Annotated in this window: 20 protein-coding genes; 6 read left to right on the top strand and 14 right to left on the bottom strand. The window is 73.6% G+C overall.

The features are described from left to right. Positions 1-66: 66 nt before the first annotated feature. Positions 67-732, bottom strand: coding sequence for a hypothetical protein (locus ACFUK0_RS28490; protein WP_380255185.1), 666 nt, complete (start codon positions 730-732; stop codon positions 67-69). 359 nt (positions 733-1091) lie between these two features. Between ACFUK0_RS28490 and ACFUK0_RS28495 the strand changes: the two genes are divergently transcribed. From ACFUK0_RS28495 to ACFUK0_RS28505, 3 genes are all read left to right on the top strand, one after another. Next, positions 1092-1436, top strand: coding sequence for a rodlet layer protein (locus ACFUK0_RS28495; RefSeq protein ID WP_380255187.1), 345 nt, complete (start codon positions 1092-1094; stop codon positions 1434-1436). 119 nt (positions 1437-1555) lie between these two features. Continuing rightward, positions 1556-1900 carry a rodlet layer protein gene (locus tag ACFUK0_RS28500; RefSeq protein WP_073924433.1) on the top strand — a complete coding sequence of 115 codons (345 nt, stop codon included), beginning with the start codon at positions 1556-1558 and terminating at the stop codon, positions 1898-1900. 259 nt (positions 1901-2159) lie between these two features. After that, positions 2160-2417 (top strand): hypothetical protein, encoded by a 258-nt coding sequence (locus tag ACFUK0_RS28505; protein ID WP_380255189.1) that lies wholly within the window; start codon positions 2160-2162, stop codon positions 2415-2417. Between the two features lie 100 nt (positions 2418-2517). Here the strand turns inward: ACFUK0_RS28505 and hemB are convergent, their stop codons facing one another. The 7 genes from hemB to ACFUK0_RS28540 all read right to left on the bottom strand — a co-directional run bounded on the left by hemB (position 2518) and on the right by ACFUK0_RS28540 (position 9908). Continuing rightward, positions 2518-3498, bottom strand: a complete 981-nt coding sequence (gene hemB, locus ACFUK0_RS28510; RefSeq protein WP_380255191.1) for a porphobilinogen synthase — start codon at positions 3496-3498, stop codon at positions 2518-2520. Between the two features lie 90 nt (positions 3499-3588). Next, positions 3589-5271 (bottom strand): uroporphyrinogen-III synthase, encoded by a 1683-nt coding sequence (locus tag ACFUK0_RS28515; protein ID WP_380255193.1) that lies wholly within the window; start codon positions 5269-5271, stop codon positions 3589-3591. Continuing rightward, positions 5268-6278, bottom strand: a complete 1011-nt coding sequence (gene hemC / locus ACFUK0_RS28520) for a hydroxymethylbilane synthase (RefSeq protein WP_380255195.1) — start codon at positions 6276-6278, stop codon at positions 5268-5270. Before hemC ends, ACFUK0_RS28515 begins: the two co-directional genes overlap by 4 nt. A gap of 41 nt (positions 6279-6319) precedes the next feature. Further along, positions 6320-7735: a glutamyl-tRNA reductase gene (locus ACFUK0_RS28525; RefSeq protein ID WP_380255197.1), complete on the bottom strand. Its 1416-nt coding sequence runs from the start codon at positions 7733-7735 to the stop codon at positions 6320-6322. 31 nt (positions 7736-7766) lie between these two features. After that, a complete protein-coding gene (locus tag ACFUK0_RS28530) occupies positions 7767-8669 on the bottom strand; it encodes a redox-sensing transcriptional repressor Rex (RefSeq protein WP_380255199.1) in 903 nt (300 codons plus the stop codon). A gap of 101 nt (positions 8670-8770) precedes the next feature. Further along, on the bottom strand, positions 8771-9505 hold the full coding sequence (locus tag ACFUK0_RS28535; RefSeq protein ID WP_380255201.1) for an exonuclease domain-containing protein: 735 nt from the start codon (positions 9503-9505) through the stop codon (positions 8771-8773). Between the two features lie 124 nt (positions 9506-9629). Continuing rightward, on the bottom strand, positions 9630-9908 hold the full coding sequence (locus ACFUK0_RS28540; protein ID WP_380255203.1) for a glutaredoxin family protein: 279 nt from the start codon (positions 9906-9908) through the stop codon (positions 9630-9632). A gap of 140 nt (positions 9909-10048) precedes the next feature. Between ACFUK0_RS28540 and ACFUK0_RS28545 the strand changes: the two genes are divergently transcribed. The 3 genes from ACFUK0_RS28545 to ACFUK0_RS28555 all read left to right on the top strand — a co-directional run bounded on the left by ACFUK0_RS28545 (position 10049) and on the right by ACFUK0_RS28555 (position 13961). Beyond that, entirely contained in the window at positions 10049-11074 is a 1026-nt protein-coding gene (locus ACFUK0_RS28545) for an HAD family hydrolase (protein WP_380255205.1), read from the top strand. A 546-nt stretch (positions 11075-11620) separates the two neighbouring features. Then, a complete protein-coding gene (locus tag ACFUK0_RS28550; protein ID WP_380255238.1) occupies positions 11621-12442 on the top strand; it encodes an ECF subfamily RNA polymerase sigma factor, BldN family in 822 nt (273 codons plus the stop codon). A 256-nt stretch (positions 12443-12698) separates the two neighbouring features. Further along, the gene (locus tag ACFUK0_RS28555) at positions 12699-13961 is read left to right on the top strand and encodes a DUF5667 domain-containing protein (RefSeq protein ID WP_380255207.1); all 1263 of its coding nucleotides are present in this window, start codon (positions 12699-12701) and stop codon (positions 13959-13961) included. Between the two features lie 90 nt (positions 13962-14051). Here ACFUK0_RS28555 and ACFUK0_RS28560 read toward each other — a convergent pair whose 3' ends face one another. The 6 genes from ACFUK0_RS28560 to ACFUK0_RS28585 all read right to left on the bottom strand — a co-directional run bounded on the left by ACFUK0_RS28560 (position 14052) and on the right by ACFUK0_RS28585 (position 19754). Then, complete coding sequence (locus tag ACFUK0_RS28560; protein ID WP_380255209.1) at positions 14052-15059, bottom strand: lysophospholipid acyltransferase family protein; 1008 nt, start codon at positions 15057-15059, stop codon at positions 14052-14054. Further along, positions 15056-16192 (bottom strand): NAD-dependent epimerase/dehydratase family protein, encoded by a 1137-nt coding sequence (locus ACFUK0_RS28565; RefSeq protein WP_380255211.1) that lies wholly within the window; start codon positions 16190-16192, stop codon positions 15056-15058. Before ACFUK0_RS28565 ends, ACFUK0_RS28560 begins: the two co-directional genes overlap by 4 nt. Positions 16193-16436: 244 nt before the next feature. Further along, positions 16437-16535, bottom strand: a complete 99-nt coding sequence (locus tag ACFUK0_RS28570; RefSeq protein ID WP_003948845.1) for a 30S ribosomal protein bS22 — start codon at positions 16533-16535, stop codon at positions 16437-16439. Positions 16536-16725: 190 nt separating this feature from the next. Continuing rightward, positions 16726-16935 carry a helix-turn-helix domain-containing protein gene (locus ACFUK0_RS28575; protein ID WP_148644250.1) on the bottom strand — a complete coding sequence of 70 codons (210 nt, stop codon included), beginning with the start codon at positions 16933-16935 and terminating at the stop codon, positions 16726-16728. A 360-nt stretch (positions 16936-17295) separates the two neighbouring features. Continuing rightward, positions 17296-18492 (bottom strand): acetoin utilization protein AcuC, encoded by a 1197-nt coding sequence (locus tag ACFUK0_RS28580; RefSeq protein WP_380255213.1) that lies wholly within the window; start codon positions 18490-18492, stop codon positions 17296-17298. Positions 18493-18557: 65 nt separating this feature from the next. Continuing rightward, positions 18558-19754 (bottom strand): MFS transporter, encoded by a 1197-nt coding sequence (locus ACFUK0_RS28585; protein WP_380255215.1) that lies wholly within the window; start codon positions 19752-19754, stop codon positions 18558-18560. Positions 19755-20004 lie beyond the last annotated feature (250 nt).

Here is a 20004-nt window from a genome sequence, read left to right on the forward strand (position 1 = left end):
TGCCCCGCCCGTCCGCGTGGACGGGCGGGGCAACGGGCCGCGGCATGCGCGGGGGCCGGGCCGAGGTCAGCCCTTGGCCTGCTCCAGCACCCCGGTGGCGGTGGCCGTGGTGGTGGCGGCGAGGTTCTGCACCGACTCGGTCACCGAGATCCGCTTGTCCGAGCCGCCGAGCGAGGCCTTGGCGCCGGGCACGGCCTGCACCGGTGCGGTGATCAGCTGCGGGTCGATCTCGCCGAACTTCAGCGCGCCGTCCGTCAGCTGCCCGCTGTTGCCCTCGACGTAGCTGACCGGGCGGCCGAGCGTCAGGGCGGGGCCGGCCAGGTTCAGCGGGGCGGCCGGGGCGTCCAGCAGGACGTCGCCGAGGTCGGTGGAGCGGTCCGCGGTCGGCAGCGGGAGGGCGGCCTGCAGCTCGGGGCCGACCTTGCCGCCGGCCAGTGCGGGGATGATCCGCTCGGGCACCAGCTGGTTGCCGTCCTGCTTCTCCGGCACGGCCGGCATCAGCACCGAGGTCGGGACGCCGCCGTGGATGTGCCCGCCCTCCGGCAGCAGGCCGAGGTGCTCGGTGGCCGCGCCCAGCGGGATGTCGAAGGGCACCTGGCCGGTGGCCAGCCGGCCCTCCAGGGCGCCGACCTGGTCCGGGGTGATCGCGGCGGCCGATGCCGCGCCCTGGGAGGCGAGGACGCCTGCGCCGACCGCCAGCAGCATCGCGCCGGCCCGCTTGGAGAGCTTCATGGTATTCACCGTTCTAGCTGGAGACCTTCTGGGGGCGGCTGCGTCGCGCAGCCGAAAGCAACTGCTTTAACGAGGCACCCGCGGCCCGGATTGCGGCCGTTAACCGATTCGGCCTAATAATCCGACCGCAGCGGCCGCACAGGAGTGCTCCCGGGACGACCCAGGTGTGGTTTTCCCGAATCCGCGTAACCTTCCGTCCCGTCATTCTTTGATCTGGTTGTCGCAGCCACGACGATGGCAGGACCGGATGCCCCCGAGCATTCCAGCGTCCGCCGCAATCTGGCCAGTGACCGCAGACCGGGTCTCATCGTTGAACGCACGGAATCCAAGAAAAGCTTTTCCAGAGAGGGATCTCCACCATGCTCCAGAAGTCTCTCGCCACTGCAGGCCTGGTCACGGCCGCACTGGCCATGGCCGCCGGCCCCGCCTCGGCCATCGCCGACTCGGACGGCTCCGCCGCCTCCCTCCAGGGCAACGGCGGAACCAACAACACCGGCACGTGGGGCGACCACAGCCCGAACTTCCACTTCCTGGACAACCCGAACATCTGCCTCCCCGAGATCCACAACATCGCCGTGGGCGTGCTCGGTGTGGCCGTTCCGGTCGAGGTCCCGATCGCCAACAGCGGTGGCAAGCAGTACTGCACCCAGGGCCAGGGCACCCAGTCCAAGGGTGACTCGGGCGTCTCCCACCTGGTCGGCTGACCGTCCCCCTTGAACCACCCCGCTCCACCCCGCTCCACCCCGCTGCCCCCGCTGCCCCCGCAGCGCCCCTGATCCACCATCGAATCGCCCCCGATTCACCCCCGAGAGGAACACCAGAAATGATCAAGAAGACCCTCGCCGCCGCCGGCCTCGCCGTGGCCGCCATCGCCATGTCGGCGGGTTCCGCCTCCGCGATCGCCGACTCCGACGGCTCGGCCGTCTCCGTCCAGGGCGACGGTGGCACCAACGCGACCGGCACCCACGGCGACCACAGCCCGAACTTCCACACCCTGGACAACCCGAACATCTGCCTGCCGGAGGTCCACAACATCGCCGTCGCCGTGATCGGCGTCGCGGTTCCGGTCGAGGTGCCGATCCTGAACAGCACCCCGAAGCAGATCTGCAACGTCGGCCAGAACACCCAGTCCTCGGGCGACGCGGGTGTCTCGCACCTGATCGGCTGATCACTCGGCGCTGCCGCTGTCAGGTCCGTGGGGCCCGGGGGATCCCCCTCCGGGCCCCACGGGCTTCTGTACGACCGGCCGGGCGGATGGACCGTCCGTACGCGACTCCTTCGGGTGACACCCCGTCGGAGCGGCGCGTTCCGGGCACCGCCCCCCGGCCCCGTGTGATCACGTGTCATGACAAGCCCCCCACCCGATCCACCCCCTTCCCCGCCCACCGGGCCGGGGAGGCGGATCGCAGGAGAGAGGACAGAATTCGATGAAGAGCATGCTGGGCAAGGTCGTTCTGACCGCCGTCGGCGCACTGGCCGTCGCCGGTGTCTCGGCGCCGGCCTACGCGCACGTCGGCGTGGCGGGCGGCGGCCAGTTCATCGCCTCGGCCGACCCGGTGTTCGTGGCCGGTGAGCAGTGGGGCGTGGCGCACACCAGCCACATCCTGACCGGCGGCGAGCAGTGGGGCTGGGCCACGTCCACGGCCGTCGGCGGCGGCCAGGACGGCTTCGCGCACATCGGCTGACGCTCCGGGCTGACGCTCCGCCACCACGCGGTGCACAGAACGCGGGAGGCCGGGCCCCGAGGATCGGGGCCCGGCCTCCGTGTTCCTGCGGGACGGCGGGCTAGCGCACCATCGCGGCGGCCTCGACCGCCCAGTACGTGAGGATCTGCGAGGCACCGGCCCGGCGGATCGAGGTGAGCGTCTCCAGGATCGTCCGCTCCCGGTCGATCCAGCCGTTCGCGGCGGCGGCCTCCACCATCGAGTACTCGCCGGAGACCTGGTACGCGGAGACCGGCACCGGCGAGAGGTCGGCGACCTGCCGCAGGATGTCCAGGTAGGCCATCGCGGGCTTGACCATCACCAGGTCGGCACCCTCCGCGAGGTCCTGCTCCAGCTCGCGCAGCGACTCCCGGGCGTTCGCCGGGTCCTGCTGGTAGCTCTTGCGGTCGCCCTTCAGCGAGGAGCCGACGGCCTCACGGAACGGCCCGTAGAACGCCGAGGCGTACTTGGCGGTGTAGGCGAGGATGCCGGTGTCCAGGTGCCCGGCCTCGTCCAGCGCCCGGCGGACCACACCGATCTGGCCGTCCATCATGCCGGACGGGCCGACCAGGTGGACGCCCGCGTCGGCCTGCACCACGGCCATCTCCGCGTACCGGGCCAGCGTCGCGTCGTTGTCCACGCTGCCGTCCTCGGCCAGCACGCCGCAGTGGCCGTGGTCGGTGTACTCGTCCAGGCAGAGGTCGGACATCACCACGAGGGAGTCGCCGACCTCGGAGACCACGTCCCGGATCGCCTTCTGCAGGATGCCGTCCGGGTTGGTGCCCTCGCTGCCGACGGCGTCCTGCACGGCGGGAACGCCGAACAGCATCAGCCCGCCGAGGCCCGCCTCGGCCGCCTCCACCGCCGCCTTGCGCAGGGTGTCGCGGGTGTGCTGGACGACACCCGGCATCGCCGAGATCGGCACCGGCTCGCTGACGCCCTCGCGGACGAAGACCGGCAGGATCAGCTCCGCCGGGTGCAGCCGGGTCTCCGCGACCAGCCGGCGCATCGCCGGGGTCGAGCGCAGGCGGCGCGGGCGGACGTACGGGAATTCAGCGGTCACGGCTTCTCTCTCCGAACGGTGAAACGGTCGAACGGTCGAACAGAGCCCCGGCCGGGGCGGCCGAGTGGCCTCCCCCGGCCGGGGCTCTGTTCAGCGGGCCTTGCGGCGCGAGCCGGGCCGGCGCTCGCTGGGCCGGTAGACCGGCTCACCGGCGGCCGTGGCGGTGTCGCGGCGGCGTGCCCCGAAGTCTGCCAGAGCCTGGGCCAGCGCGGCGGCGGACGGCGCCGGGGCCATCACGTCGACCCGCAGGCCGTGCTCCTCCGCCGTCTTCGCCGTCGCCGGGCCGATGCAGGCGATGACGGTGACGTTGTGCGGCTTGCCGGCGATGCCGACCAGGTTCCGCACGGTCGAGGACGAGGTGAACAGCACCGCGTCGAAGCCGCCGCCCTTGATCGCCTCCCGGGTCTCGGCCGGCGGCGGCGAGGCGCGCACCGTGCGGTACGCCGTCACGTCGTCGACCTCCCAGCCGAGTTCGACCAGGCCCGCCACCAGCGTCTCGGTGGCGATGTCGGCACGCGGCAGCAGCACCCGGTCGATCGGGTCGAACACCGGGTCGTACGGCGGCCAGTCCTCCAGCAGCCCGGCGGCGGACTGCTCACCGGACGGCACCAGGTCGGGCTTCACGCCGAAGTCCACCAGCGCCTGCGCGGTGGTCTCGCCGACCGCCGCGACCTTGATGCCCGCGAACGCCCGGGCGTCCAGCCCGTACTCCTCGAACTTCTCGCGCACCGCGCGCACCGCGTTGACCGAGGTGAACGCGATCCACTCGTAACGGCCCGTCACCAGGCCCTTGATCGCCCGCTCCATCTGCTGCGGGGTCCGCGGCGGCTCCACCGCGATGGTCGGCACCTCCTGCGGCACCGCGCCGTACGAGCGCAGCTGGTCGGAGAGGCCGGTGGCCTGCTCCTTCGTACGCGGCACCAGGACGTTCCAGCCGAACAGCGGCTTCGTCTCGAACCAGGAGTGCGAGGAGCGGTGCGCGACCTGCTCCCCGACCACGGCTATCACCGAGGTCGCGGTGTCCACCGGCGCCGAGACCGGCGAGGGCAGCACCCGGGCGGCCTTGAGGTCGGCGGCGATGGTCGCCAGCGTCGCGGTGAAGGACCGCTGCCGGGTGGTGGTGCCGGACAGCGTCGCGCAGAACGCGGCGTCCGGCTTGCGCCCGTTGGCCACCAGCGCGTTGGCGGTGGCCGGCAGCTGGGCGAGCGTGGTGCGCACGACCAGCGTGGTCTCCGGCGAGCCCAGGTCGACCGGGCCGCCGGCCAGCAGCGCGGCGCCGTCCACGAAGCGGACGTCCGTCCCGTTGCTGCCGCGCAGCGGCACACCGGCGTAGGCCGGGACGCCGACCGACTGGGCGACGCCCGGGATCACCTCGAACGGGATCGCCGACTGCGCGCAGGAGAGCATCTCCTCCGCGGCGAAGCCGTCCAGTCCGGGGTCGCCGTCGACGGTCCGCACCACGTGCTTGCCGGCGCGGACGGCCTCCGACACCAGCCGGGCCAGGTCGAAGGAGTCGTCCGGCCGCTCGGCGCCGAACGCCGCCGGGGTGTGCACCTGCACACCGGCCGGACAGTGGCTGCGCACCGCGGCGGCGGTGAGCGGGTCGGCGACCAGGATGTCGGCCGAGGCCAGCACCTCGACCGCGCGCAGGGTCAGCAGCCCCGGGTCCCCGGGGCCCGCGCCCAGGAAGGTGCAGCGCCCCGAGGGTGCGTGCCCGGCCTGGAACGGGCTGTCGCCCGGAAGCGGGGTGTCGGTGGCAGCGGTGGGGCTCATCGGGCTCGCTCCCCCATCAGAGTGGACGCGCCCGCGTCGAGCAGCCGGGCGGCGAGGGCGCGGCCGAGGGCCTGCGCATGCTGCTCGGCCGACTCGTCGAGAACGAGCGGACCACTGGCGGACATCTTCAGCAGGGTGGCGCCGTCGACGGTGCCGACCACGCCCTCCAGCAACAGTTCGGATCCGCTGCGCCAGGTCGCCAGGGCGGCGACGGGAGCGGAACAGCCGGCTTCGAGCGCGCCCAGCAGGGCCCGCTCGGCGGCGACGGCGACCCGGGTGGGGGCGTGGTCGAGCGCGCCGAGCGCGGCGGCCAGCCCGGTCGCGGCGGCGGTGCACTCGATCGCGAGCGCACCCTGGCCGGGGGCCGGGACCATCAGCGCGGGGTCGAGGTGCTGGGTGATCTCGGCGCCGCGGCCGAGCCGGTTGAGGCCGGCCGTGGCCAGGACCACCGCGTCGAGCTCGCCGGAGCCGACGAAGCCGACCCGGGTGTCCACGTTGCCGCGGATCGGGACGGTCTCGACGGCCGTGCCGAGGGCGGCGGCCCAGGCGTTCAGCTGCGCCATCCGGCGCGGGGAGCCGGTGCCGATCCGGGCGGTGTGCCCGGACTGGGCGAGCTTCTCGACGAGTTCCTCCAGGCCGAGCCCGTCGCGGGCGACCAGGGCGTCGCGGACGTCCTCGCGCTCGGGGACGGCGGCCAGCACCAGGCCCTCGGGGGCGGCGGTGGGGAGGTCCTTGAGCGAGTGCACGGCGAAGTCGATCCGGCCCTCCAGCAGCGCGTCGCGCAGGGCGGAGACGAAGACGCCGGTGCCGCCTATCTGCGCGAGCGCCTCGCGGGAGACGTCGCCGTAGGTGGTGATCTCCACCAGCTCGACGGGGCGTCCGGTGACCCTGGTCACCTCGCGGGCGACCATGCCGGACTGCGCCATGGCGAGCGCACTGCGGCGGGTGCCGAGCCGCAGCGGCGCGGTGGCCGCCGGGCCCTGGTCGGTGAGCGGTTGACCATTCATGAGGTGATCGTCCCGGTGGTACTCGTGGGATGGCTGACGGTTCATCTGGCGACCTCGCCCGCGAGGCTGCCGTTGGTGGCGGGCCGGGCCGGGCCCAGCTTCTGCGGGCCCGGGGCCTGCGGGCCCGGGCTCTTGGTGCCCGGCTGCGGGAGGCCGGCCGGAGTCCCGGAGACCGCGTGGACGGCCCCCGGGTCGAGGTCGAACAGCTCGCGCAGGGCGTCCGCGTAGGAGGCGCCGCCGGGCTCGGCGGCGAGCTGCTTCACCCGCACGGTCGGTGCGTGCAGCAGCTTGTCCACGACGCGGCGGACGGTCTGGGTGATCTCGGCGCGGGAGCGCTCGTCCAGGTCGGGCAGCCGGGAGTCCAGCCGGCCGAGCTCGGCGAGGACGACCTCGGAGGCCATCGCGCGCAGCGCGACGACGGTCGGGGCGATCCGGGCGGCGCGCTGGGCGGCGCCGAACGCGGCGACCTCGTCGGCGACGATGCCGCTGACGGCGTCCACGTCCCCGGCGCCGGGGGTGGCGGCGTGGGCGTGCGAGAGGCTCTCCAGGTCGACCAGCAGCGCGCCGGGCAGCTCGTGCACGGCGTGGTCGACGTCCCGCGGCATGGCCAGGTCGAGGAAGGCCAGCGGCTCGGCGGCCGTCCGGAGGGCGACGGCGGCGGCCACGTCCTCGGCCCGGATCACCACGCCGGCCGCGCCGGTGCAGGAGATCACCAGGTCGACGTCGGCCAGTGCCTCGGGCACCTTCGCGAGGTCGAGCGTCCGGGCGTTGCCGGCGCCGAGGTTGGCGACCAGCCGCTCGGCCCGCTCGGGCGTGCGGTTGGCGATCAACAGTTCGCCCACCCCGCTGCGGACGAGCGTGGCGGCGGCCAGCGAGCTCATCGAGCCCGCGCCGACCACCAGGGCCCGCTTGCCCGCGATCTCACCCGCGCCGGTGGCGATCTGCTCCAGGCCGAAGGTGACCAGCGACTGCCCGGCCTTGTCGATGCCGGTCTCGCTGTGCGCCCGCTTGCCGACCCGCAGGGCCTGCTGGAACAGCTCGTTGAGGTCGCGCCCGGCGGTGTGCTCCTCCTGCGCGCGCGCGAGCGCGTCGCGCAGCTGCCCGAGGATCTGGCCCTCGCCGACGACCATCGAGTCCAGGCCGCAGGCCACCGAGAAGAGGTGGTGGACGGCGCGGTCCTCGTAGTGGACGTAGAGGTGCGAGGTGAGCTCCTCCAGGTCGACGCCGCTGTGGTGGGCGAGCAGCAGGGACAGCTCGGCGACGCCGGCGTGGAACTTGTCCACGTCCGCGTACAGCTCGATCCGGTTGCAGGTGTTGAGCAGCGCGGCCTCGGCGACGGTCGCGGTCGCGGCGGCGTCGTGCAGCAGCCGGGTCGGGACGTCACCGGTCAGCGCGGCGCGCTCCAGCACCCCGACGGGGGCCGTGCGGTGGCTGAGTCCTACGACGAGCAGGCTCATGCCGGCCTCCTGCTCGGACAAACCCGTGCGCTCATGCGGGCATCACCGCGGAGAGGTCGCCCTCGGTGCCCGTGGCCGGCTTGGCCGTCCTGGCGGGCTTGGCCTTGGCCGGTTCGGCCTCGGGCTTGGCGTCCGCGAGCGACTTCGCGGTGCCGGCCGCACGGCGCAGCTTGGCCGCCGCCGCCCGGACGGGGCCGGGGGCGCGGTCCAGCACGGACTCGCCGCGGTCGGGCTCCTCGCCGGCCTTGCGCTGCTCGTGGAAGGCGAGGATCTGAAGCTCTATCGACAGGTCGACCTTGCGCACGTCCACGCCGTCCGGGACGGTCAGCACGGTGGGCGCGAAGTTGAGGATGCTGGTGACGCCCGCCTCGACCAGCCGGTCGCAGACCTGCTGGGCTGCGCCGGGCGGTGTGGTGATGACGCCGATGGAGACGGACTGCGTCTCCACGATGTCCTCCAGCTCGTCCATGTGCCGCACCGGCAGGCCGGCCGCGCTGCTGCCGACCACGGTGGGGTCGGCGTCCAGCAGGGCCGCCACCCGGAAGCCGCGGGAGGCGAAGCCGCCGTAGTTGGCGAGCGCGTGGCCCAGGTTCCCGATGCCGACGATGACGACCGGCCAGTCCTGCGTCAGGCCCAGCTCGCGGGAGATCTGGTAGACGAGGTACTCGACGTCGTAGCCGACGCCCCGGGTGCCGTACGAACCGAGGTAGGAGAAGTCCTTGCGCAGCTTCGCGGAGTTCACACCCGCGGCGGCTGCCAGCTCCTCCGAGGAGACGGTCGGTACGGAGCGCTCGGAGAGCGCGGTGAGCGCCCGCAGGTACAGCGGGAGCCGGGCGACGGTCGCCTCCGGGATTCCCCGGGCACGCGAGGGTCGGCGCGCGGCGCCCTGGTCGGGCGTCTGCGAACTGCTCTGTGGTGATCGGCCGATTGCCACGGTGCTCCTGTGGGTGAAGCTGGGCTTAGGCAGCCAGGCTATGCGTTTGTGAACGTGTGCACAAAGATGGTGTCCGATTTGTCCGTGCACAGTGACGCGCATCACGCCCGCCGCCCTATAGCACCGGAGTCCGTCAGCACGACCGCCGGGGGCTGTCCGCCGAGCGGCCACGGCCCGTGGACGGCCTCCCGCCGGAACAGCGACAGCGGAGCCCCCGACCGCCGCGACCGCGGCTCCGCGAGCCTCGGCCACGGCACCCCGGCCGCCTCGCGCAGCGGTTCGGCCCAGTCGGCGGGCGGGCAGGAGGGGGTGCGTATGCAGTGCCGCAGGAGGTCCGCGGTGGCCCGGGCGTCACCGAGCGCGGTGTGCGCCGGGTACCAGCCGAGGCCGGCCGCGTCGACGCAGGCCGTCAGCCCGAACCCGCCGGCCCCCGGCAGGTGGGCCCTGGCCAGGCGCATGGTGCAGAGCATCGGCACGGCCGGCCAGGCCACCCCGATCCGGGCGAACTCACGGTCGAGGAAGGCCCGGTCGCAGGTCACGTGGTGACCGACCAGCACCCGCCCGGCCAGCAGGTCCAGCAACTGGGGGGCCACCTCGCGAAAACGCGGGGCGCCGGCCACGTCCGCCTGTGTGATCCGGTGCACGTGGGTCGGCCCGACCGGGCCCAGCGGGTCGAGCAGGGTGGCGAACTCGGCCTCGGTGCGCAGCCGGTCGTCCAGCAGCACGACGGCGACCTCGACCACCCGGTGGCGCCACGGACTGCGGCCGGTCGCCTCGACGTCGACCACGGCGAAGCCCCCGGCGGGCGCCGGCTCCGGGATTCGCCCGGAAAGCATCACTGCTCTCCTCTGCGGTCGGCCCCCGTGGCAAGAAAACGAGGTTAGATCGTAAGCCGACGAAGCCGCCGGTTCACAGCCTTCTCCCAGTCTTCTTCACCACACCCACGCGCCCGGGCCGGCCTCAGGCCCCCAGGGCCGCCCGCAGCCGGCGCTCGTCGACCCGCCAGAAGTCGTGCTGGCGGCCGTCGATCAGGGTCACCGGGATCTGCTCCGCGTACGTGCGGTACAGCTCCTCGTCCTGGGTGATGTCCTTCTCCTCGAAGGCGGCGCCGGTCTCGGCGGTCACCCGCACGATCACCTCCCGCGCGGCCTCGCAGAGATGGCAGCCGGGCTTGCCGACCAGGGTCACGGTGCGGTCGGCCGGCCTGGGGCTCTTGTCACGTCGCAGCAGTGGGCTCACCCGCCCATTGTGCTCCAGTCACCGCCCCGCCCCGGGAGCGGTGCGGCGCGCCGGACGGCCACGCCGCGGCTGCGGGCCGTTAACCCCGACTGCACTCCCGCGTCACAGCTCTGACCTGCGTCCCTGGCTATGCTCGGGGCATGGCCGTGCTGCGAAGGCTCACCCAGTCGAGGCGTTCTCCGTCCGAGCGGACCGCGCTGGCGGGCGAGGCCGCCGCCGAGGCGGCCGAGGCCGCCCTCCGGGCCGAGCCCGCTCCCGCCGGGGCGGCGGAGAGCGCCGGGGCGGACGGGCGTACCGGGAGCGCCGGGGCTGACGGGAGCGCCGGGGCCGACGGGAAGAAGCCCGCCAAGGCGCCGAAGCCGCCGGCGGAGAACCACACGCCCGACCGGGACGACCCGCGCGCCGCCGCCTTCTTCGACTGCGACAACACCATCCTGCGCGGCGCCGCGATCTTCTACCTCGGCGTGGGGCTGTACCGCCGCTCCTTCTTCACCCAGCGGGACGTGGCCCGCTTCGCCTGGCAGCAGGCCTGGTTCCGGCTGCACGGCACCGAGGATCCGGGGCACATGGCCGACGCCCAGCACACCGCGCTCGGCCTGGTCGCCGGCAAGCACACCGCGGACCTGGAGGAGATCTGCGAGGAGATCTTCGAAGAGGTCATCGCCGAGAAGATCTGGCCCGGCACCCGCGCCCTGGTGCAGATGCACCTGGACGCCGGCCAGCGGGTCTGGCTGGTCACCGCCGCTCCGCAGGAGGTCGCCCGGATCATCGCCCGCCGGCTCGGCATGACCGGCGCGCTCGGCACCGTCGCCGAGGCCGAGGACGGCGTCTACACCGGCCGGCTGGTCGGCGAGCTGCTGCACGGCCCCGCCAAGGCGGCGGCCGTCCGCGCGCTCGCCCGCCGCGAGCGGCTCGACCTCGGCCGCTGCGCCGCGTACAGCGACTCGGCGAACGACATCCCGATGCTGTCCCTGGTCGGCCACCCGTACGTGGTCAACCCGGACGGCGCGCTGCGCCGGCACGCCCGGGCGATGGGCTGGCGGGTGCGCGACTTCCGGACGGGCCGCAAGGCGGCCCGGGTGGGGATCCCCGCGGCGGCGGCGCTCGGGGTGGCGGCCGGGGCGACCGCGGCGGGCGTCGCGATCCACCGGCGGCGCGCGGTCTGACCAGCGGTCACGGCGTCAATCCCGGTGCCCGGCGGGCCCCTCGTACGAGCGAAATCGGCGGCCGCCCCGGGGCGGTGCGGACCGGTTTGCGGGCCTGTCGCGGGATGACCGGAACTGATCGTTCGACAGCCCGCCAAAGTAGGGGGTTGCCGATCCGGAACTCCGGGAAACCACGCGCCCGACCGACGAACCGGTCACCGAGTGCTCCCAAGCGATCACGTTGAGCCGACTGAATGACGACACGTCCGGTCAGTTTCAGCTGGATATGCACACGGACCGGATCTCAAACGACCACTTCGGCAACAGGGTGTAGCTGTCATTGCACAAAGCGTTATTCTCTCCTGGATGCACGCCACCTCGTGCGTCCCTCATGACCGGGGCCGGGGGGTGTGCTCTCCGCGCAGGCGGAGGTGATCCGTCCACAGTTCTGCCTCTGGGAGTCCCGTGTACCCACCCGTCCGGAACGACGCGCCTGCTCCCTCCCGCCCGTCGCCCGCGCCCCTGCGCTCCCGCACCACCAGAGCCCGACAGGCCTCCGACCGGCAGATCTCCACCGGCCTGGCCCTGCTGCGCAGCCTGCTCCACAGCCAGTTCCTGCCCGTCGCCCAGCCGGCCCTCGCCGGAGCCGCCTTCTCCGTCGGCCATCCGCACCCTCCCGGGGCCGTCCTGCGCTCCACCACCACCAGCGGCAGCACGAGCACCGGCGGCGCGAGCAGTGGCGGCACGGGTACGGGCAGCACCGAGACGGCCGCCCCGCGCGGCCGGTCCGCCGGCGCCCGCGGCCGGGCCAGGACGGCGCCGAGCCCGGGCTTCGAGACCGAGCACAACCCGATCATGGAGCTGGTCGAACGCGCCCAGGCCGGTGAGAGCGAGGCCTTCGGCGGCCTCTACGACCACTACGCGGACACCGTCTACCGCTACATCTACTACCGGGTCGGCAGCAAGGCCACGGCCGAGGACCTCACCAGCGAGACGTTCCTGCGCGCGCTGCGCCGGATCGGCACCTTCACCTGGCAGGGCCGGGACTTCGGCGCCTGGCTGGTGACGATCGCCCGCAACCTGGTCGCCGACCACTTCAAGTCCAGCCGGTTCCGGCTGGAGGTCACCACCGGCGAGATGCTCGACTCCAACGAGTGCGAGCGCAGCCCGGAGGACTCCGTCCTGGAGCGGCTCTCCAACGCGGCGCTGCTGGAGGCCGTGGGGCGGCTCAATCCGCAACAGCAGGAATGCGTGACACTGCGGTTCCTGCAGGGCCTGTCCGTCGCCGAGACGGCCCGCATCATGGGCAAGAACGAGGGCGCCATCAAAACTCTCCAGTACCGCGCGGTCCGCACCCTGGCCCGCCTGCTCCCCCCTGACGCACGGTGAGCGGCAGAGTGCTCCGCGGGATAACCGACGGGCCGTCACCACCTGAACCCGGCCCACACGTGCGGGTGAACGGTCGGTCCGATGATCAGTCGTGCGTAACCGACGGCCCGCACCGCTCGTTTTCCAGCGTGCAAGCCTCCACCAGGCGTACGGTCAAGCCGGATCGCGACCTCTCACCCGATGGAGTGGCTTTGGCCCGCCGAGGCAACCGTCCGGCCGGCCGGGGTGTCGACAACGACGAAGGGAGGTGTGGCCCGTGACGGCAAACGTGCTGGAGCACCGGCGGGCGAAGGCCTTCGCCGAGGCGCTGGAGGCCCACCAGGTAGAGCACCGGGACACTACGAGGCCCGCCGACGACGACGCGGCTGACCGCGGGGACGCGCTGGCCGGCCTGATCGCGATGGCCGACTCGCTCGGCTCACTGCCCGGCCCGCAGCTGGCCGAAGAGGTCCGAACGGTCCAACGCGCCCAGCTGATGGCGGCCTTCGAACAGGCCTTCAGCGGCGGCGGCGCGGGCATCACGGTGCCCAGGCAGCGCCGGAGCCGGGCCCACCGGGCCATCCCGCGCGGCCGGTGGAGCCGCCGGTTCGCGATCGGCGGGCTGGTCGCGGGCATCGCGGTCGGCAGCTTCGCCGGTGTCGCCGCCGCGAGTTCCAACGCCCTCCCGGGGGACACCCTCTACGGGATGAAGCGCGGCCTGGAAGGCCTCCAGCTGGACCTGGCGGGCTCCGACAGCGAGCGCGGCTCCCTGCTGCTCGACCAGGCCTCCACCCGGCTGGGCGAGGCCAAGGGGCTGCTCGGGCGGGCCGGTTCGCCGTCCGCCCTCAACCCGGACACCGTGGAGCAGGTGCGCCGGGCCCTCGACGACATGCACGCCGAGGCCATCAAGGGCCGCGACCTGCTGCGGTCCGTCTACCGCAGCAACGGCTCACTGGACCCGATGCGCAAGCTGGCCGGCTTCGCCGAGGGCGAGGACGGGCGCTGGTCGGACCTCCAGGACAGGCTGCCCGTCCAGCTCACCCGGGAGGCCGGCCGGGTCGACCGGCTCTTCGACGACATAAGCGAGGACGTCGCACCCCTGCGCCTGGTCCAGCAGCCCCTGCAGGGCGGCGGGGCCGGCCCCGGGGCGGGCGGCGGCGACCAGCAGGCCCAGGACCAGGGCGGCGGCACCGAGCAGGGTGCCGAGACGGCCGGCGGCGGCAGCGGCGGCAAGGCCGGTACCCCCGGCCGGCCGGCGCCCTCGGCCGGCAGCACCGCCACCGGCACCGGCGTGACGAGCGGCGACACCGCCCCGAGCGCCGCGCCGGCCAACCCGCCGGCCGCCGTCGGCGGCCTGGTGGACGGGCTGGCCAACGGCATCACCGGCACCCACCCGTCGCCGAGCCCGGACGCCTCCGCGACCGGCTCGCCGGCGGCCACGCCGTCCGGCGCCGCGCCGAGCAGCACGGCGGCGAACCCGCCCGGTCTCGACCTGCCGCCGCTCATCCCCGGTCTGCTGCCGGGGCTGAAGCTGGGCTGACGGCCGCGGAACGACACGTGCGGGGCCCCGGGCAGACCATCCGCCCGGGGCCCCGCACGCGCGTACGCGGACTGCTGGAAGAACTCCGGGCTAGAAGAACACCGAGCGCCGCTGCACCAGCAGCTGGTAGAGGGTGTGCTGGATGGTCTCGCGGACTTCGTCCGTCAGGTCGAAGACCAGCATCGGATCGTCCGCCGCCTCCGGCGGGTGGCTGTCGGTGGCGATCGGCTCGCCGAACTGGATCGTCCACTTGGTCGGCAGCGGGATCGCCCCGAGCGGCCCCAGCCAGGGGAAGGTCGGCGTGATCGGCACGTACGGCAGGCCGAGCAGCCTGGCCAGCGTCTTGGCGTTGCCGATCATCGGGTACGTCTCCTCGGCCCCGACGATCGAGCACGGCACGATCGGCACCTGGGCCCGCAGCGCGGACGCCACGAACCCGCCGCGCCCGAAGCGCTGGAGCTTGTAGCGGTCGGCGAACGGCTTGCCGACCCCCTTGAAGCCCTCCGGCCACACCCCGACCACCTCGCCGCGCTCCAGCAGCGCCTGCGCGTCCTCGTGGCACGCGAGCGTGTGGCCGGCCTTGCGGGCCACCTCGTTGACGCCCGGCAGGACGAACACCAGGTCGGCGGCGAGCATCCGCAGGTGCCGCCGCTGCGGGTGGTGGTCGTGGATCGCGACCTGCGTCATCAGCGCGTCCAGCGGGATCGTCCCCGAGTGGTTGGCGACGATCAGCACGCCGCCCTCGGCGGGGATGTTCTCGATGCCGCGGACCTCGACCCGGAAGTACTTGTCGGCGAGCGGCCGCAGCAGCGACAGGAACACCGCCTCGGTCAGCTCCCGGTCGAAGCCGAAGTCGTCCACCTCGTAGTCACCGGTGATCCGGCGGCGCAGGAAGGACAGGCCCCCCGCCGCGCGCTCCTCCCAGCCCTTGCCGAACACCCGGGTCGCGGCCGGGCCGAGGCGGCCCGTCAGCGCACCGCCGACCGCGTCGGCGAGGCGGTCCGCGAGCCCCGGGCCCTGGCCGTCGCTCCAGCTCGGCGCGGACTCGATCGGGATGACCTTGGCCTCGCCCGTCGCGTACTCCCTCGCAGCGCTCATCGCGGCTTCAGCTCCTGTGCGGTCCGGTCGGTACGGTCGGGACGGGTCGGGTGGCCGGGCCCGGGGCCGGGGCCGGGCGCGTGCTCCGGCCCCAGCAGTGCGGCGAGCCGGTCGGTGACGGCCGTGAGCCGCTCCGGCGGCAGCAGGCCGGCCCGCTGCGCGGCGGCGAAGTCGCCGAACGCCTCCGCCGTGGTGAACGCCGGTACGTAGCCGAAGGTCTCCCGCAGCCGGGTGGTGTCGACCACCCGGCCGTGCGTCAGCAGCCGCAGCTGCTCGGGCGAGAAGTCGGCGAGCCTGGTCTGCCGGACGAGCCCCGCCACCCAGCCGATCACCGGCTGGAGCATCGGCACCGTCGGCCGCCCGAGCCGGCGGGCGCACTGCGAGAGCAGCAGCACGCCCTCCCCCGCCACGTTGAACGTCCCGGCGTTGGTGGTGCCCCGGGCGGGCTCCAGCGCGGCCCGGCAGAGCACCTCGATCGCGTCGTCCTCGTGGACGAACTGCAGGCGCGGGTCGTGGCCGAGCACGGTCGGCAGCACCGGCAGCGTGAAGTACTCGCAGAGCGGGGTGTCCGCCAGCGGGCCGACGATGTTGGCGAACCGCAGGACGCTCACCGCGACGTCGGGGCGGCGCCGGGCGAAGCCGCGGACGTACCCCTCGACCTCGGCGGCGTCCTTGGCGAACCCGCCGCTCGGCAGGTTCTTCGGCTGCATCCGCTCGGCGAAGACCGCCGGGTCGCGCGGCGCGGAGCCGTACACGCCGGTCGTCGACTTCACCACCAGGCGGCGCAGGCCGGGCGCCTTCTGGCAGGCGCCGAGCAGCTGCATGGTGCCGATGACGTTCGACTCCTTGACCGCGCTGCGGCCGGCCGGGCCCAGCCCGGTGGCGCTCACGTTCAGATGGACGACCGTGTCGACCTGGTACTCGGCGATCACCCGGGCGACGGCCGGGCGGCGCAGGTCCAGCCGTTCGAAGCGGTAGTCGGCCACCGGGCCCGGCGGGTCCACCACCGGGTCGCGGGGCGGCTGGACGTCGACGCCGACCACCAGGTCCACGTCGAGGCGGCGGCGGATCTCCGCGACGAAGCGGGCACCCAGGTGCCGCGCCACGCCGGTGACGAGCACGACCTTGCCCACGGTTCCCGCACCCTCCTCGGCCGAAGGCCTGCCCGGCCCCATCTGCGTGCACCGTATCGCGCCCGCGTTGCGCGGATGCGTCAGGCGCACGCCGATCAGGCTGCCGTTTCCCACGGAGCCCCACGGAGCCCTACGGAATCCTGCGGAGTCCCGCGAAGTCCCGCGGAAAAGGGAACTGCCCGCCCCGGCTGCGAGAGCCGGGACGGGCAGGAAAGCTCCAGGCGTGCTGACGCAGCCGTAGGGCTTACTTCTTGTTGCGACGCTGAACGCGAGTGCGCTTGAGAAGCTTGCGGTGCTTCTTCTTGGCCATACGCTTGCGACGCTTCTTGATGACAGAGCCCACGGAACAACCCTCGCTCACTGAGACTCTCGTCCGTGTGAGACGGAGTCCATACGACTGACGGAGGGCCTAGCCTACCTTCCGTACGGCCTGCACTGTAATCGTGCTCCCGGAGGCCGGGAAACTCGCGGGAAATCTGCGGCAAACGGGTGCGTGGCCCACTGGCTGCGGGCCCGCCCCCAACGGTTGTCGCCTACGCGCTCTCGAGCCGCACGTAGGACTCCTTCAGGTACTCGTGCACCGCCTGCTGGGGCACCCGGAAGGAACGGCCGACCCGGATGGCCGGCAGTTCTCCGCTGTGCACCAACCGGTACACCGTCATCTTGGACACCCGCATGACCGCGGCAACCTCTGCCACGGTCAGGAAGACGACCTCCTGCAGGGGGCGTTCGCCGGAACTCATGACCTCACCCGACCCTTACCCGTGTGCAAGGCACCGGCTTCCCCTCCGGTGACTCCACCGGCACACGTGTATGCCCAGAGTAGTTAAGGGTGGTACCAGTGGGAAGAGGGGGAAGCGCACCGCTCGTACGGTGAGAGATCCGACGGTTGCATGACGTAGTCGATCGGCGATCTGTCGCACCCGGGCCGCACAGCACTCCGGCCCGGCGGCACCCGCGGGCCCCGCGCCGGCAGGTGTCCGGACGGTCGGGCGCCTGCTCCGGCGGGCCGCACCCGGGCGACGCACGCGGGTGGAGGGCGTACGGAAGCACGGCCCGCGCACGGGCCGGGCCGAGGCGCGGCGGGCAGCGCCGGGCGCCCGCTACGGCAGCAGACCGTGGTGCGGGAACACCGCCCTGCGGGCCGCCAGGATCGACTGGTCGAGGCGGTCCGCCGGGTTGTAGCCGTCCTCGAAGTCCCGCCAGGCGATCGCGGCGCCGTCGGTCATCCGCAGCGGCCCCTGCTGCCTGGTCCGGCGGTAGACCTCGGCGCGCCACTCCTGCGGCGTCTCGGTGGCCGGGTCGACCGGCCGGCCGGCGGCCGTGGCCACCAGGTGGGTCCAGGCCCGGGGCACGACGTCGACGACGGCGTAGCCGCCGCCGCCGAGCGCGACCCAGCGGCCGCCGCTGTGCCGGTGGGCCAGCTCGTGCAGCTGCTCGGCGACGTACCGCTGGGCGTCCAGGCTGACCGCGAGGTGCGCGAGCGGGTCCTCGACGTGGGTGTCCGCGCCGTGCTGGGTGACCAGCGCCTGCGGGCGGAAGGCCGCCAGCAGGTCCGGCACCAGGGCGTGGAACGCGCGCAGCCAGCCCGCGTCGCCGGTGCCGGCGGGCAGCGGCAGGTTGGCGGCGCCGCCCGGGGCGGCCGGGCCGCCGGTCTCCGTGGTCCAGCCGGTCTGCGGGAAGAGCGTCGAGGGGTGCTCGTGCAGGGACACGGTGAGCACCCGGGGATCGTTCCAGAAGGCCTGCTGGACGCCGTCGCCGTGGTGCACGTCCACGTCCACGTAGGCGACCCGCTCGGCGCCGAGCTCCAGCAGCCGGGCGACGGCCAGGGCAGCGTCGTTGTAGACGCAGAAGCCGGACGCCTGGCCGGGCATCGCGTGGTGCAGGCCTCCGGAGAAGTTCACCGCGTGCGGGCTCTCGCCGCGCCAGACCGCCTCGGCCGCCGCCACCGACTGCCCGGCGATCAGCGCCGACGCCGAGTGGAGCGCGGGGAACGACCAGTTGTCGTCGGTGCCCAGGCCGTGCCGGGCGTCCCGCTCCTCGGGGTGCGCCGCCGCGTGCCTGACCGCCCGGACGTACTCCCCGGTGTGCACCAGGCCGAGGGTGGAGTCCCCGGCCGGTGGTGCGGCCCGCACCGTGACGCCCGGCCCGGTGGTCAGCCCGAGCGACTCGGCGAGGCGCATGGTGAGCGCGAGCCGGGTCGGGTCCATCGGGTGGCCGGGGCCGAAGTCGTAGCTCGTGACGGCCTCGTCCCAGAAGAGATGCAGGCCGCAAGGGGTCTCACGGGTGACGTCGGGCATGGCCTCCACGGTAGTGGGTGCCTCCCGGGGGCCGCCGCAACGGGTCGGCCCGCACCCGGACGAACTCAGGGCACCTTGACCTGCGGGCGGGTCGCGGCCGGCGCCGGGGCGAAGTGACCGGCCAGCGGCAGCACCGCCAGGATCAGCACCATCGGCGCGAGCAGCGCCCACCGGTACGAACTGGCGTCGGCGATCGCGCCGACCAGCGGGGAGCCGATCAGGAAGCCGACGTAGTTGAACAGGTTGAGCCGGGCCACCGCCGCGTCGGAGTCGTCCGGGAAGAGCCGCCCGCCGGCCGCGAAGACCTGCGGGATGATCGCGCAGATGCCGAACCCGAGGATGGTGAAGCCCGCGATGCCCACCCACTCGCCGGGCGCGGCCGCGGCGACGGCGAACCCCAGGGCTGCCAGCGTGGCACCCGCGCGGACCACCGCGACGGCGCCCCAACGCTGCACCGCGCGGTCGCCCAGGGTGCGGCCGAGCAGCATCGCGACCATGTAGCCCAGGTAGGAGAGCTTGGCGACGTCGTCCGGGCTGCCCAGGCCGTCGGTGAGGTACTTGACGCTGTAGTTGGAGACCGAGGCGTCGGCGATGTAGGCGACGGCCATCGCCAGGCAGAGCGGCAGCAGCGGCCGCCACGGGATCGAGCGGGCGGCGGCCTCACTGGCCTCCCGGACGGCGTCGCCCAGCTCGGCCGGCCCGGCGAAGCGGGTGCCGGCCAGCAGCGCCAGCGGGATCAGGACGGCGGCCGCCGTGCCGAAGAGGGTGAACAGGCTCAGGTGGTAGTGCGAGCCCAGGCCGGCGACGGCGGCGCCGAGGATGCCGCCGAGGCTGAACGCGGCGTGGAAGCCGAGCATGATCGAGCGGCCGTAGCGGTGCTGGAGGCCGACCCCCAGCATGTTCATGCTGGCGTCGAGCGCACCCACCAGCAGGCCGAACGCGCCGAGCGCGAGGGCGAGCTGCCAGAGCGAGCCGCCCAGGCCGACGGCGGCCAGCGTGAGGCACAGGACGGGCTGGACGATCCGCAGCACGCTGCGCGCGCTGGTCCGCTTGACCAGCTGCTCGGAGGTGATCGAGCCGACGCCGGCCAGCACCGGCACGGCGGCCAGGAACACCGGCAGCAGCCCGTCGCTGAGCCCGTACCGGTCCTGGATCTCCGGGATGCAGGTGACCAGCAGGGCGAACGTGACGCCCTGGAGCAGGAAGCTCACGGCGAGGGCCGCGCGTGCCTGCCGGAGGCGGTCCGGGATCTCGGTGCTCATGCGGACCTCACTACCGGCCGGTACGACGATGTTGGCGTGAGCGTAGGCGGTCCGGTGGCTTTTGGGGAGGGTCCGGGGCCGGGTGATCGCGGCGCCAGGATCAGTTCACGCCCGGACGGCGTCATGGCCGCCGGTAGGTCCCGCCGGTTTCCTGTCATCGGCCCCCCTTGCCGAGCCCCGGTACCGAACCACGGGGACACCAGGAGGAGGTTTCCGCGCGCCGTGGACGTTGCCGCCCGGGCACCGGACC

The sequence above is a fragment of the Kitasatospora sp. NPDC057223 genome, assembly GCF_042669755.1.
GTDB lineage: Bacteria > Actinomycetota > Actinomycetes > Streptomycetales > Streptomycetaceae > Kitasatospora.